11 protein-coding genes are annotated in these 13951 nt (G+C 35.1%); 10 read left to right on the forward strand and 1 reads right to left on the reverse strand.

What is annotated here, in order from left to right:
- The first annotated feature begins 436 nt into the window (after positions 1–436).
- Positions 437–1603, forward strand: coding sequence for an ArgE/DapE family deacylase (locus TS1_RS08625; protein ID WP_068709820.1), 1167 nt, complete (start codon positions 437–439; stop codon positions 1601–1603).
- Positions 1604–1733: 130 nt separating this feature from the next.
- Here TS1_RS08625 and TS1_RS08630 read toward each other — a convergent pair whose 3' ends face one another.
- The gene (locus TS1_RS08630) at positions 1734–2831 is read right to left on the reverse strand and encodes a hypothetical protein (protein ID WP_068709822.1); all 1098 of its coding nucleotides are present in this window, start codon (positions 2829–2831) and stop codon (positions 1734–1736) included.
- Between the two features lie 215 nt (positions 2832–3046).
- Between TS1_RS08630 and TS1_RS08635 the strand changes: the two genes are divergently transcribed.
- The 9 genes from TS1_RS08635 (at position 3047) to TS1_RS08675 (ending at position 13941) form a co-directional block, all read left to right on the forward strand.
- Positions 3047–4552 carry a PTS fructose transporter subunit IIC gene (locus TS1_RS08635; RefSeq protein WP_068709824.1) on the forward strand — a complete coding sequence of 502 codons (1506 nt, stop codon included), beginning with the start codon at positions 3047–3049 and terminating at the stop codon, positions 4550–4552.
- Positions 4545–4997 carry a PTS sugar transporter subunit IIA gene (locus TS1_RS08640; RefSeq protein ID WP_068709826.1) on the forward strand — a complete coding sequence of 151 codons (453 nt, stop codon included), beginning with the start codon at positions 4545–4547 and terminating at the stop codon, positions 4995–4997. Before TS1_RS08635 ends, TS1_RS08640 begins: the two co-directional genes overlap by 8 nt.
- 21 nt (positions 4998–5018) lie before the next feature.
- Positions 5019–7625, forward strand: a complete 2607-nt coding sequence (locus tag TS1_RS08645; protein ID WP_068709828.1) for a glycoside hydrolase family 38 N-terminal domain-containing protein — start codon at positions 5019–5021, stop codon at positions 7623–7625.
- Positions 7626–7637: 12 nt separating this feature from the next.
- Positions 7638–8429: a MurR/RpiR family transcriptional regulator gene (locus tag TS1_RS08650; protein WP_068709829.1), complete on the forward strand. Its 792-nt coding sequence runs from the start codon at positions 7638–7640 to the stop codon at positions 8427–8429.
- A 13-nt stretch (positions 8430–8442) separates the two neighbouring features.
- The gene (locus TS1_RS08655) at positions 8443–9816 is read left to right on the forward strand and encodes a glycoside hydrolase family 1 protein (RefSeq protein WP_068709831.1); all 1374 of its coding nucleotides are present in this window, start codon (positions 8443–8445) and stop codon (positions 9814–9816) included.
- A gap of 15 nt (positions 9817–9831) precedes the next feature.
- A complete protein-coding gene (locus TS1_RS08660; protein ID WP_068709833.1) occupies positions 9832–10692 on the forward strand; it encodes an ROK family protein in 861 nt (286 codons plus the stop codon).
- Between the two features lie 425 nt (positions 10693–11117).
- On the forward strand, positions 11118–13064 hold the full coding sequence (locus TS1_RS08665) for a BglG family transcription antiterminator (RefSeq protein WP_068709835.1): 1947 nt from the start codon (positions 11118–11120) through the stop codon (positions 13062–13064).
- A gap of 16 nt (positions 13065–13080) precedes the next feature.
- Positions 13081–13650, forward strand: coding sequence for a D-sedoheptulose-7-phosphate isomerase (locus TS1_RS08670; protein ID WP_068709837.1), 570 nt, complete (start codon positions 13081–13083; stop codon positions 13648–13650).
- 21 nt (positions 13651–13671) lie between these two features.
- Positions 13672–13941, forward strand: coding sequence for a PTS sugar transporter subunit IIB (locus TS1_RS08675; RefSeq protein WP_068709839.1), 270 nt, complete (start codon positions 13672–13674; stop codon positions 13939–13941).
- Positions 13942–13951: the final 10 nt, after the last annotated feature.

Genomic DNA, 13951 nt, shown 5'->3' on the forward strand with positions numbered 1-13951 from the left:
TAGATTTGGAAAACACATGGAATAGAATAAAGTATAATTTTTGATAAAGTGGATGGCAATGGCACTGGTAAACGTCTGAAGAAAAGATCGTTTGATTTTTATCGTCAAGTCATTGAAACAAACGGCAGAAACCTTTGACTATTGAAGTGTTTGTTATTTAAACGGGAATGAATCAACATTCTCGTTTTTTCTTTAGTTAAAAATTGGCGTTATTTTGTATAACATTGTATCTTTATCAAGCTTTTTTATAATTGAAAGTGTATCAATGGCAAATATTTTAAGTTTGATTATTGACATTGTTTATAAAAAGAATAGGCTTAATGTATTCATGAAAAAAATAGCTCGATAAAAAATAACGCTTAACACGTCAAAATAGTTATAATGCCTAAATTGTAAATAGGTGTAATAATCCATAAATAGTTAGAAGGGATATCTATTGGAAAAAGAAAAACAAGTTGAAATTTTATCGAATTTAATTGCCATCGATTCAGTAAACGATAAAGAGGCAGAGGTGGCGGATTATATCGCTTCTTTGTTTGCCCCTTACAAAGATCGGGAGGATGTAGATATTGAACAAATTCCTTATACTCCTGGCAGGGATAATCTAGTTATTACTATTGGAAAAGGAAGTAAAATTTTAGGCTTTTCTGGGCATGAAGATGTAGTGGATACAGGGGATTTAAGCGCGTGGGATAGTGATCCTTACACGGCAGAAATAAGAAAAGGACAACTATATGGACGTGGAGCTTCGGATATGAAGGGTGGTTTGGCAGCCTTAGTAATTACAATGCTTGATTTCCTTGAAGCAGATAACATTCCCGGTAAGATTAAATTGCTTGCTACCGTTGGAGAAGAGACAGGCGAGTATGGAGCTGCACAGCTGACCAAAGAAGGCTACGCTGACGGATTAGCTGGGTTAGTTATTGCTGAACCATGCGATGAGATGCAAGAAGTTGGCATTTCAGCAAAAGGTGTGATTGACTATGCTGTGACAGCTTTAGGTAAAAGCGTACATAGCTCTACACCGGAAGAGGGAATAAATGCTATTGACCATTTAATTGATTTTGCTAATGAAGTGCAGTCGCTGACGGCAACCTTTGATGAAGTGGATCCGGTCTTAGGAAAACTTACTCATGTTCAAAGTATGTTTAACGGTGGAGAGCAAATCAATAGTGTTCCTTCAAAGGCAGTCATTCAAGGAAACATACGCACAATCCCAGCTTATCCCAATCAAGTGGTATTTTATGCGTTAGATCATTTGGTTGAGCAATTAAATCAAAAACCCGGCTATAACCTAAGTATCCAATATATTTTTCCAGAAGAAGCGGTAGCTGGAGATCCTGATTCAAGTTTAGTCCAGTTAATTAAAAGCGTGCATGCACAGATGTATCCCGAGCCAATTAAAGTTGTTGGAAATTCAGGAGCTAGTGATGCTTCCGAATTTTTACATGCCAAAGGCGATTTTAGTATTGTGCAAATAGGACCCGGAAACGATACAGAGCATCAGAGTAATGAAAATATAAGTCTAGATGTTTTTTACAAATCCGTTGAATTTTATAAGAAGTTAGCGGAGGCATTTTTTATAGAAAAGGTTGAGTTTTGAAAATAAAGCGCAGAAAACTCGTGAAGAAAACATGTTCACGAGTTTTTTGATCTATACAATATAACTATTAAACATTTAATAATCACGATTGAACAGTACTAGAGTGAAGGAAAAAAATATTTTCTAATATTTAAAATTCGACTTCCCAATACTCTGGTTCTACCTGATAATTTTGAATAGCGGCGACTTCTTCTGGTAAATTTTCGATGATCAATATCAACCATAAGTGCCCTTGGTGGTTGGTATAGTTATATTCAGCAGTTAAATCCATATCTAAATCAGTAAATAGGATTTTCATTGCATCCAATAATGGGAGTGCATTTACTTTAGCGAGAAATAAGTGCGGGAAATTTCGTATTACTTTTATCAACAACTGAGTTAATTGGCCTAAATAGGGAAACTCATATAAATTTTCATCTTGTTCAATTAAACGATTGGCAAAATCAAAGTCAGTTTCATCCATTAAGCGACCCGCGGAATAGAATTCGACGTTCTCTTCTTCGAGTGAAGGATTTTCTGATGTAACCGATTTTAATAAATTAGTTCGGTACCAATGAAATACATATTCTTCCCATTCTTTTTTGGAAAGGTCTTTCGTTTTAGTCGGATCTATAAGATCAAAGTTTTCACATTCTAGAATGGTATCAGTTATATATCCTTTATCAGATGGAACTAACAAGGCCAAAAAAGGCGAGTAAAGTGTTTCAATTTGATGAATGAATATTTCATCGAGAAGTGTCGCTTTATATCTTTCTTTCGTTCGAATGTCTTCAAAGTAGACTGAGTCTTGCAATTCAACGCGATGAAATAGACTGACTACAAAAGAATCTGACCAACTAGCGATTGTGTTCTTTTCCTTTTTTGCAGGAAACCAGTCTAACATTTTTTGAAATATTTTTTTACCTTCTTCTTGCGTTAATAAATAATAGTTGTGGACTAATTCACAGTATTTTTTATAAGGTTCGCTGAATTCTGAAATTTGGTGCAATTTTTCTATTTTATTTGGTGGATAATAATACTTTCTAGTAAAATCTAGTGTTTTTTTGGACCATTTTCCACTACTTAAATACTCCGGCACTACTTTCATTACGGAGAAAAACATTAAGGAATCGTCCATATCTGGATCATTTTCGAGTACATTTTTGATCTGACGACGTACATAATCCAGAAATTGATTTTCTTTTGTTTCTTCAAGTAATTTTTTCTTTTCTTTTTGTGTCTTCTTCATTTCATTCGTCCTTTCCATATTTTTGTTTATATTAGCATAGGTAAGAAACGAATATTCTCATAAAGCAGGTCAAATTTTAGCTAGTATATTGAAAAAAATTTCAGTTTTCTATTTTTCTTTGAAACTAAGAACAGCCTTTTTTGAAGCGATTTCAAATGCAAAAAAATTTTGTTAATATTCTTTTTGTAATAAAAATTTTAACGGAGGAAAAGAAGATGTCTAAAAAAATTGTTGCGGTTACTGCTTGTGCGGCAGGGATTGCTCACACTTATATGGCTGCCGAGTCAATTGAACAGGCTGCTCAGAAAAAAGGCTATGAAGTTAAGGTAGAAACAAACGGTGCAATTGGGGCCGAAAATGAACTGACAAATGAAGATATCGATAACGCGGATTTAGTTATCGTTGCTTCTGATATAAAGATTGATCCCATTCGATTTACTGGAAAACCACTCTATGTTACAGATTCTAATGATGCCATTGATGATTCTGAAGCACTTATTGATAAAGCTTTTGAAGAAGCGCAGGTATTTGGGAAAAAAGGATCAAAAGTCGGCAAAGTTCAAATTGGAAATGATAAAGAAAAAACCACTGTTTTAACCCATATTATGAGTGGTATCTCTTATATGGTTCCGATGGTTATTGCAGCAGGGCTTATTTTAACGATTGCAAATCTTTATGCGTTTCAGCGCGACGATATGGGAAGGATTGTCGAATGGGGTTTTAATACAAGTACTCAAATGGGCTTTTTAATGTCGAAATTGTATGATGTTGGGCAAGCTGGTTTTACTTTAATGATTCCGTTATTTGCTGGTTTTACTGCTAATTCCATTGCAGATAAACCAGCGATTGCGCCAGCCATGATTGGTGCTTATCTGGTAAATGATCCTGAATTTCTAGATGCAGAAGCTGGTGGTGGTTTTATTGGGGCAATCATTGTTGCTTTTATTGTTGGGTATATGGTAAAAGCACTTAAAAAAATCAAATGGCCTAAAATTATACAACCAATCGTACCCATTATGATTATTCCTTTTATTGCCAGTGCGATTATTTCTTTGATTGTGCTTTACATTATTGGAAATCCAATCGCTAGTGGTATGGATGCACTTTATAGTGGTCTTACAGCACTTGATAGTAACTATGCAGGTGCGCCTATTATTTTGGGAATCGTTTGTGGTGCCATGATTGGGTTTGATTTAGGTGGACCCATCAATAAGACAGCCTTAGTATTTGGTACGACCGTATTTACAGATACCCTTGCCAAATATGGTATAAACGATGCGAATTTCGTTCCAGGTACTGCTACACAAGCAGCTATCTCGGTAGCCCCATTAGGTGTATGGCTTGCGACGATATTGTTTAAAAATAAATTTACTAAAGATGAAAAAGTTTCAGCAAGCGCCACTTTTGGTATGGGTTTGGTTGGTGTAACAGAAGGTGCTATTCCTTTTGTGGCAGCAGATCCGATTCGAATGATTATAGCAAACGTCACTGGTTCTGCGGTAGCTGGTGGTTTGGCCGCAGCCACAGGTTGTCGATTTTTTGGTGGTATTGGTTCACCTTTAGGAACATTTATTGGATATATTGAACAACCTATACCTTTTGTAACTTGGATATTTTGCGTGTGCGCCGGAATTTTAGTAACTGCTTTACTGATTGGTATTATGCGCAAACCGATTGATGATAATGTAAATATGAATTTGGAGGAAAGCTATAATGGATAGTAAAATTTTTCAGGAAGACCATATCTTATTTGATGAATCAGCTAAAACACAAGAAGAAGCTTTTCAAGTGATTGTCGACATTGCTTTTGAAAAAGGCTATGTTTCAGATAAAGAGGTGTTTTTTGAAGGCTTAAAAGATAGAGAAAAAGAAGCGACTACTGGTTTTAAAGAAGGGATTGCTATTCCACATAGCAAGGATGCTTCAGTGATTAAACCCGGTATGTTTTTGATCAAATTTAAAAATTCAATTGATTGGCAAGCTCTAGACAAAAAACCGGTGAATACTGCTTTTGCACTTACGATTCCTGAAGAAGGTGCTGCTGAACATTTAAAGCTTCTTAGTCTTATTGCCAGAAAATTAATTGACACTGATTTTAGAGAAGGCATTTTAGCTAATAATGACACGAAAAAATTAGCTTCTATTATTGATACGATCGATTTTTAACATTGGAGGAAATAAAACGATATGGTAAAAAGAGTTCATGTTATTCATCATACCCATTGGGATTTAGAATGGTATTTTACAAGCAATGAGTCATTTATTCAATTGATTTATCATCTTGATGAAGTAATGGATGCGTTAGAACAAAATAAAATCGATTATTATCTTTTAGATGGCCAAATGAGCTTACTTGATGATTATCTTACGAGTTTTCCAGAACAAAAAATGCGTCTTCAAACGCTTGTAGAAAGTGGAAAATTACAAATTGGACCTTGGTATACGCAGACAGATGAATTGATTATTTCAGGTGAATCAATCATTCGTAATCTGAATGCTGGTATGTCTTTAGCCAATCAACTAGGTGGATACATGAATGTAGGCTATCTTCCGGATTCTTTTGGACAAGGAAAAGATATGCCCAAGATATATAATGGTTTAGGTATCAACAATGCTGTTTTCTGGCGTGGCGTTTCTGAAGATGTGACGGTCGATAGAGAATTTAATTGGAAAAGTGAAGATGGATCAAGTGTACTTGTGTCTAATATTAAAGATGGCTATTTTGCAGGCTTGGGTCTGATTTATGATGATGATTATCAAGGACAAATGGATATCGTTCGTAATGGTGCGACTAGCGATGAGTTGTTGCTACCAGTAGGAGGCGATCAACGCTATGTTGATCGGAACTTAAAAGAAAGAAGTGGGATTTATAACAAACATCTGCAAGATTATCATTTAGAAGAAAGCACTTATGAAGACTTCTTTCGGGAACTTCCTAAGGAAAATTTATCTGAAGTGCAAGGGGAATTTATTTCCAGCTCTGTTTCTAAAATCCATCGTTCGATTTATTCTTCACGTTACGATCAAAAATATTTGAACGATAAGATTGAGCGTCGTATGATTTATCAAGTGGAACCTTTGATGGCTATGGCAGATCAGATGGGGATTACTTACAAACAAGGAATTCTTGATAAAATCTGGCGTTTACTTAATAGAAATCAAGCCCATGACAGCGCAGGGGGGTGTAATAGCGACAAGACGAACCAAGCAATTTTGGCACGTTATACCCAGGTAGACCAATTATCTTATTCGATAGTAGATTACTTGACACGTAAGATCGCTGAATCAAGACCTAAAGTTCAAGAAAACGATTTGACGATTTTTAATCCCTTACCTTGGAAAGTCAAAAAAGTAATAAAAGTCGATGTTTCAACAAAATTTTCTACAATTAAAGTAACAAAAAATAGCAAGGATATTCCATTTGAATATATAAATACAAAACGAGAATATAATGGTTCTATTAAACGGACATTGGCTGAAATGGATGAAAATAAGTTTTATTATATTCATACCATAGCATTAGAGGTTGAAATACCTTCGCTTGATTTTACTACTTATCAGGTAGAAAAAGGGGAAGTAAAGAATAGTGGCGATAACAAAGTCTCAAAAATAGAAAACAGCCATTATCGTATTGAATTTCACCAAGGTGCTCTCCATTTATATGATAAAAAAAGTAAAAAAACATATCATCAGTTTATTCAAATCGAAGATAGTGGAGACGAGGGTGATACTTACGATTACTCACCTGCTTATGAGAATGATACTTATTTGTTTGATTTTGAAAATGCATCTGTTAAGACATCTGGCGAATCCTTATTACAAACAATGACTATTGAAGGAACCTGGCAAATTGCACAGAATCTAAATAGTCGAGCGAAGAAAATTCGCGATCAAGAAATTTCTTATCAATTAATTTTATCTTTGAGCTCCGATTCTACACATATTGATTGTCATTTGACAATAGATAATAGTGCTTACGACCATAGGATGCGTGTACTGATACAAACACCCTTAGAAAATTCTTTTTCTTATGCAGACACGCCTTTTGGGGTAGCAAAACGTCCAGTAGAGGACCCACATATTAAAGATTGGCGTGAGATGGGTTGGAAAGAAGAGCCAACAGCTATTTTTCCGATGATTCACTATGTTAATACCCATAATGAAAAACAAAGTTTTACCCTATTTTCTAAAGGAATAAAAGAATACCAAATTGTTGGCAATAAATTTGATAAGATCGCTTTGACTTTATTTCGGTCGGTTGGCTACCTTGGTAGACCCGATTTACTACGTCGACCTGGAAAAGCCTCGGGAAATGAATTTAAGTATATTGCAACCACCGATAGTCAGTTGCAACAAAAATTAACATTTAAATTTTCAATTCAAATCGACAGGCACTTTTCTGCAGCAAAATTATCACAAGATTACTTGGATTATGCTTTAGCATTGCCTTATTATCAAATACAAGAACTTAATTTGTTTACGACAACATTAAAGTACTTTGTTTCTAACCCGTTAGAAGAAAAGATTAATTATCATTCACCATTTACTTTAGAGTCAGATACCCTAGCTTATAGCTCCTTTAGAAAATCACTAAAAAATAATGGTTATGAATTACGCTTGTATAATCCAGATACAAAAAATTCAGTCAAAGGTGGTAGCATAATTTTTAACCATAAAAAAGCTATAGAATTCGTAGATTTGAAAGGTGAACTCCTTTCTAAAAAAGATAAAAATGATATAGTAGATTTAGGTATTTTTAAACCAGGCGAAATCAAAACGATTCGAATCGTTTAGAGGAGAAAATCTATGCAAGAGGATATTTTTATATTAATTGAATCTTACCGAAAAAATTTTACAGATGTAGAACAAGTCATCGCAGATTATTTTTTATCGAAAAAAGAAGCCCTTCACATGAATGAATTAGCTAAGTTGATTTCTGTTTCAAAAGCCTCTATTACTCGTTTTTGTAAGAAGATCGGATTAAATAATTACAAAGAACTAATATTTTTATATAATCTTTCTTTAAAAAGGGAAAGAGAGCGTTTATCTGTGGCTAGTGATGTAACGTCTGTCTATCACTCTATTGTAACAAGAAGTGATGTGACCTACTCACCGGACGATGTCGATGCTTTTTGTCGTGAATTATATCAACATAAGATCATTCACTTTTTTGGCAAAGGGTTTAATTCTTATGCGGGAGCTGATTTTCAACTAAAATTTTCTCGTATGGGAAAGTATGTAAGAATTATTTCTGATGAGCGATCGATTGCTCTTTCAGCCAATTCGGCCGAAAAAGATGAATTGATCGTCGTTGTTAGTTTAAGGGGAGAAGATGAGCAAATGCAGGAAGCCTTAGGTATAGCCAAAGAAAAGAATGTACCTATTTTGTTAATTACTTCTAATCAACATTCACCTCTAATTCCATTTGCTAACAATGTGTTGTTTGCCGCAGGCTTTACTAGAGAAGAATCTCTAGGAATTATTTCGCCACAGGTTCCGATCCTTATTCAATTAGATATCGTTTATGAACGTTATATTCAGTTATACTCCGAAAATATCCAAAAATGGATCAAATCGGAAGAAATATTACACAGTTAAAAGGAGTTCTTTTATGAAAACATTCCCGAAAAATTTCTTATGGGGAACAGCCACTTCTGCCCCGCAATCCGAAGGTCATAGTTTGCAAAACGACAAGTCCGCTACAACTTGGGATTATTGGTTTCAAAACAATCCGGAAAAATTCCACGAGAACCAAGGACCTGAACATACGTCCAATATCTATGAAATGTATCAAGAAGATTGCCAGCGAATGAAAGAAATTGGTCTCAATTCTTTTCGGACATCCATTTCCTGGGCGCGTCTTTTACCTGACGGCAAACATGTAAACCAGGAAGCGGTGACTTTTTATCGTGATTATTTTGAACATATCCTTGCAGCAGGTGTTCAACCTATTATCAACTTATTTCACTTTGATATGCCCATGTGGTTGATGGAAAAAGGCGGTTGGGAAAGTCGTGAAGCGGTGGATGCTTTTGCCTTTTATGCCAAAACAGCCTTTGAGTTGTTTGGAGATCTAATCGATCAATGGACGACCTTTAACGAACCGATCGTGCATATTGAATGCGGCTATTTAAACGGTGCCCATTATCCTGCTGTTCATGACTTTAAAAAAACGGTCCAAGTAGGTTACCATACCTTGATGGCGCATGTTTATGCGGTAAAAGCTTTTCGCGAAGTAAAGCCTAAAGGCAGTATCGGCATTATTTTAAATATTACCCCAGCTTATGCACGCAGCGCTGAACAAGCGGACCAAAAAGCCAAAGAAAACGCCGATTTATTAACCATGAAAAGTTTCTTAGATCCAGCAGTCAAGGGATTGATTCCCCAAGCTTTGGTGCAATTAATTAAAAAACATGGCTTAACCCCAGAGACGAACGCTTCTGATAAAGATGTGATCAAAGAAAATACGGTCGATTTTATTGGCTTGAATTATTATCAACCCTTACGCGTACAAGCGCCCGTGCACCCTCGCTTTCCTGCGCAAGACCCAGAGGATTTATATGCGCCTTATGATTGGCCGGAAAAACGAATTAATCCTTATCGTGGCTGGGAAATTTATCCCAAAGCTATTTACGACGTGGCTATGATGATGAAAAATGAATACGATAATTTCCCTTGGTATGTGAGCGAAAATGGTATGGGCGTTGCGAACGAGGAACGTTTTATGAATGAACAAGGAATGATTCAAGACGATTATCGCATTGATTTTATGAAAGAACACTTGGATTATCTTTATCAAGGAATCCAGGAAGGTAGCAACTGCTTTGGCTATCATACTTGGACCTTTATTGACTGCTGGTCCTGGTTAAATGGTTACCGTAATCGTTATGGCTTTTATCGTTTAGAATTAGATAACCATTTTAAACGTCGGTTGAAAAAAAGTGGGCTATGGTACAAAGAGGTTTCACAAAATAATGGTTATTAAGAAAAGAGGCAAACAATGAGTTTGGCAGTTTTTGATATTGGCGGCACGGCAGTGAAATACGGGTTGTGGCAAGAAGGGAAGCTTGAACAGAAAGGGAAATTTTCTACACCGACTTCTTTTACTCAACTGGAAGAATCCTTTGCTCAAGTGATAGAAAATTTTGATACTGAAGTTACAGGTGTCGCTATCAGTTCTCCAGGCGCAGTCAATGTGGAGAAGAGAAGGATTGATGGCGTGAGTGCCGTTTCTTATCTTCATCATCGTCCTATCTATGATGAATTAGAATCGTATCTAAAGTTGCCGATTACTATTGAAAATGACGCCAATTGTGCAGGGATTTGTGAAATGGCTCGAGGAGCTGGAAAACAGGTGCAACAAGCAGTATTCCTTGTTATTGGAACAGGTGTCGGAGGCGCGATTTTTATTCATAACCAACTATATAAAGGCGCGCATCTTTTTGGTGGCGAATTCGGGCTGATGCGTAATCAAAATGGGAAAGTCTTGAGTGTGAATGGGACTGTTCGAAATACAGCCTTGCGTTTTTCTGAAAAATTTGGTCAAAACGTCGATGGTCTGCAACTTTTTGATCTAAAAAAGGAAGGCAATGTTAACGCGGAACAAGCTATTTCGGAAATGTATGATTCCTTGGTGGAAAGTCTATATAATATTCAGGTCTCTTTAGATCCAGAGATGATTATTATCGGCGGAGGCGTTTCTGCGCGGAATGAATTTATCAACGAATTGCATAAACGATTGTATAACGATTTAGCTAAAGATGGCATTGCCTCCATTATGCCAGAAATCCAAGCTTGTCAGTACCATAATGATGCAAACCTTATTGGCGCAGCTTTAAATTTTGAATCTTTAAATCAATAAAAAGGAGAAGATATCTTGAATTATCAAAAAGAGGATAATCACTATATTATTGATACGCAATAGTTAGCACAAGAGCACGATCGCCAAATCATCGAAGCGAGTTTTGCAGATTTTGAAATAGGACGCGTGGTTTCTGAAGAAGAGATGAAACGAGAGTTTGAAAATACGGTTGGGGCGAATAAATGAGTGTCCAACTTTAACCTGAATTAGAAAAGATTTTAAGAGAAAACATCCTTTAATTTGTTTTATAAATAATCGAGAAAGTTTGTATATATGCAAACTTTCTCGGTTATTTTTTTACGGTTATTCGATGAAAAGACATAGTATGATAGTTTATGTATTTAAGCCCTTTCAAAATCATGGAACAGAATTGAGCTGTTCGTCAATAAAAAAGTATTGGATAATGCGATGTAGGGAGGAAGAAAATGTTAAGCGAAAGAAGCCAACTAATTTTGACCCTTATACTCGAAAGAAAATCGGTAGAGTTAGATGATATTGCTAAACTGTTGGGCGTTTCACCGCGAACTGTCAGGAATAATTTTTTAGAAATTGATGAATTCTTACAAAGCAAGAATTTAAATGGGTTGGAAAAGCAAGTGCAAGTAACTTACTCACTTGGTGATAGTAAAAATTTAATTGAAAAGGCTTTATCTCATGGAGATGCTTCGAATAATAAGGAAGATTTTTGGCAAGAGCCTTCTTTTCGGTTGCAATTTCTATATAATAAAATTTTTTGGGAAGAACGACGGATTACGATCGAATACTTCATGGATTGCTTATTAGTTAGTAGAAGTACAGTTAATAATGATTTGAAAGAATTAAGAAAAATCGCCCAGAAAAAAGATATTTCCATTCGTTTTGAAAAAAAGAGAGGGTTTTATTTATCAGGTCCTGAAGAAAATCAACGAGAACTTTATTTTATTTTTATTGAAAAAGCATTGTATTCTGGTAATTATTTGAAAGAACTAGAAGCAAGTGATCGTTCTTTTATCAGTTATTGGATAAAAAAAGTAGAAGAAGAGTTAATGATACAAATGACAGATGATAGTTTTCAGAAATTCGAAGAAATTATTGCAACGATTATTAAACGTATCAAGAATAGAAAATATGTAACCGAAAACTATAAACCTACTGTGGGCTATTCTATCAATGAAATAGAAATTATTAGCAAGAATTGCCATTTGTTAGAAAAATATTTTGACATTTTGTTCGATTCCTCCGAAGTTTTATTTCTATCCAATCAACTTTATCAAAGACATTTCATCAAAAACGAAGTGATTTATCAAGGATTTAAAGTAAACCTGGATATTTTAGCAAATAATGTAATAAAAAAAATTAGTAAGAAACTAAATATTGATTTAACCAAAGACAAAGAATTATATGAAAACTTAGCCCTACATTTTCAGACAACCATAACTAAAGATACAGATATTAGTGATTTGATCAATGAAGAGATGTATAAGAAGATTCAAAACATGTACCCTAGTGTTTATGGTGCGGTTAAAAAAGTAATGCATCAGGTTTTCAATCAGCAACATATTTCAGTGAGCAATGAAAAAGAATACTCTTTTGTAACCTTACATTTAATTTCTTCGATGGAAAAAATGAAAAACATCTATACGAAAAATCTAACTGTTTTTCTAGTCTGTCATATGGGGGTGGGAACTTCTCAGTTTTTAAAAAATAAATTAGAACAGCATTTTAATTTTCCTATGGAAGTGGTCACCAAAGACTATTTGCAAACGCATTTATATGATGCGGATATGATTATTTCTACTGTACCTCTAGAAGATATAGATGCTCCGTTTGTTGAAGTATCGGCTGTTCTTTCCGAAATAGATATTAATAAGATTCAGTTATTAGAAAAAAAGATTTTAGATGAAAAAATGATTCAGGAAAAAATTACGGAAGGAAGCTATGAACCGATGTTAAAAGAATTATTAACAGAAGATACTATTGATACTCAAGTCAACGTCAATGATTGGAAAGAAGCGATCATTTATGGCGGAAAAATTTTGGAAGAAGAAGGAACCATTGATAGTACGTATACGAATTCGATGGTAGAGTCTGTGGAAAAATTTGGTCCTTATATTGTTATTGCACCTCATATTGCTTTGGCACACGCTAGTTCTAAAGATGGCGTTCATAAAATTGGCATGAGTTTAATTACCTTAGATAAGGGAATTAATTTTGGGAATAAAGAAAACGATCCTGTCTATACAGTCATTTGTCTAGCTGCTATCGACCATAATTCTCATTTGAAAGCACTTTCTGAATTGGTAGAGGCTTTAAAAGAAGATCGGTTTAATCGTTTATTACGTTCTTCTGATAAGGAAGGGATTTTGCAATATATTGATAAAACAGAGATTTAAAAGGGGATAGGTAAAAATGGATTACTTAAAAGAAGTTGATAACAGGATAGAAACTTTACAAAATGTTCGAAAGACAAAGCTAGAACAAATGAAACAAGCGGCTGAAACGCTCACAAAAGCTTTGAAAGATGGGGGTAAAATTTTAACTGCTGGAAATGGAGGAAGTGCTGCAAATGCGCAACATATTACTGGAGATGTTGTAGGGCGCTACAAGATCGAAAGAAAAGCATTTGCTGGAGTTACTTTATCCGTTGATCCGAGTGTGATGACAGCTACAGGAAATGATTATGGCTACGAGGAAGTGTTTGCTCGTCAAGTGGAGGGGATAGGAAATAAAGGAGACGTTCTCATTATCATGTCTTCCAGTGCAAGATCTGCTAATTTATTGCAAGCTTTGAAAAAAGCGAAAGAAATGGATATATATACGATTGCAGTATTAGGAAATAATGGAGGAGTGTTAAAAGAATGGACAGACCAGTGTATCGATTTTCCATTTAACGATTCAGATTTAGTTGAAGAAATTGCGATGTCCATTTTCCATATGGTCTTAACGCAAGTAGAAGAAAGTGTAGTAAATAATAAATAAAAATTTTGGGAGGAAATACAGATGAAAATATTAACAGTATGCGGGATGGGTTCAGGTTCTAGCTTGATTTTAAAAATGAATATCGACAGTATTTTAGAAGAAGAAAATATAAAAGCGGACGTCGAAGCTTGTGATTTAGGTTCAGTAGGTGGGCAAAGTGCGGATTTAATTGTTTCGACAGCTGAATTAGAAAATCAATTATCCGATGCTCAAGCAGAAAAAGTATTTGTAAATAATGTAGTCGATAAAGATGCAATCAAAAAAGCAGTTTTACCTAAGCTAAAATCATGAGAAACGGAGT

The organism is Tetragenococcus solitarius NBRC 100494, from assembly GCF_001544195.1.
Lineage (GTDB): Bacteria > Bacillota > Bacilli > Lactobacillales > Enterococcaceae > Tetragenococcus > Tetragenococcus solitarius.

Bases quoted from the DNA above. Each gene is read 5' to 3' on its own strand.
- TS1_RS08630 (WP_068709822.1), bottom strand. From the start codon at position 2,831: ATGAAGAAGACACAAAAAGAAAAGAAAAAATTACTTGAAGAAACAAAA.
- TS1_RS08635 (WP_068709824.1), top strand. From the start codon at position 3,047: ATGTCTAAAAAAATTGTTGCGGTTACTGCTTGTGCGGCAGGGATTGCT.
- TS1_RS08640 (WP_068709826.1), top strand. From the start codon at position 4,545: ATGGATAGTAAAATTTTTCAGGAAGACCATATCTTATTTGATGAATCA.
- TS1_RS08645 (WP_068709828.1), top strand. From the start codon at position 5,019: ATGGTAAAAAGAGTTCATGTTATTCATCATACCCATTGGGATTTAGAA.
- TS1_RS08650 (WP_068709829.1), top strand. From the start codon at position 7,638: ATGCAAGAGGATATTTTTATATTAATTGAATCTTACCGAAAAAATTTT.
- TS1_RS08655 (WP_068709831.1), top strand. From the start codon at position 8,443: ATGAAAACATTCCCGAAAAATTTCTTATGGGGAACAGCCACTTCTGCC.
- TS1_RS08660 (WP_068709833.1), top strand. From the start codon at position 9,832: ATGAGTTTGGCAGTTTTTGATATTGGCGGCACGGCAGTGAAATACGGG.
- TS1_RS08665 (WP_068709835.1), top strand. From the start codon at position 11,118: ATGTTAAGCGAAAGAAGCCAACTAATTTTGACCCTTATACTCGAAAGA.
- TS1_RS08670 (WP_068709837.1), top strand. From the start codon at position 13,081: ATGGATTACTTAAAAGAAGTTGATAACAGGATAGAAACTTTACAAAAT.
- TS1_RS08675 (WP_068709839.1), top strand. From the start codon at position 13,672: ATGAAAATATTAACAGTATGCGGGATGGGTTCAGGTTCTAGCTTGATT.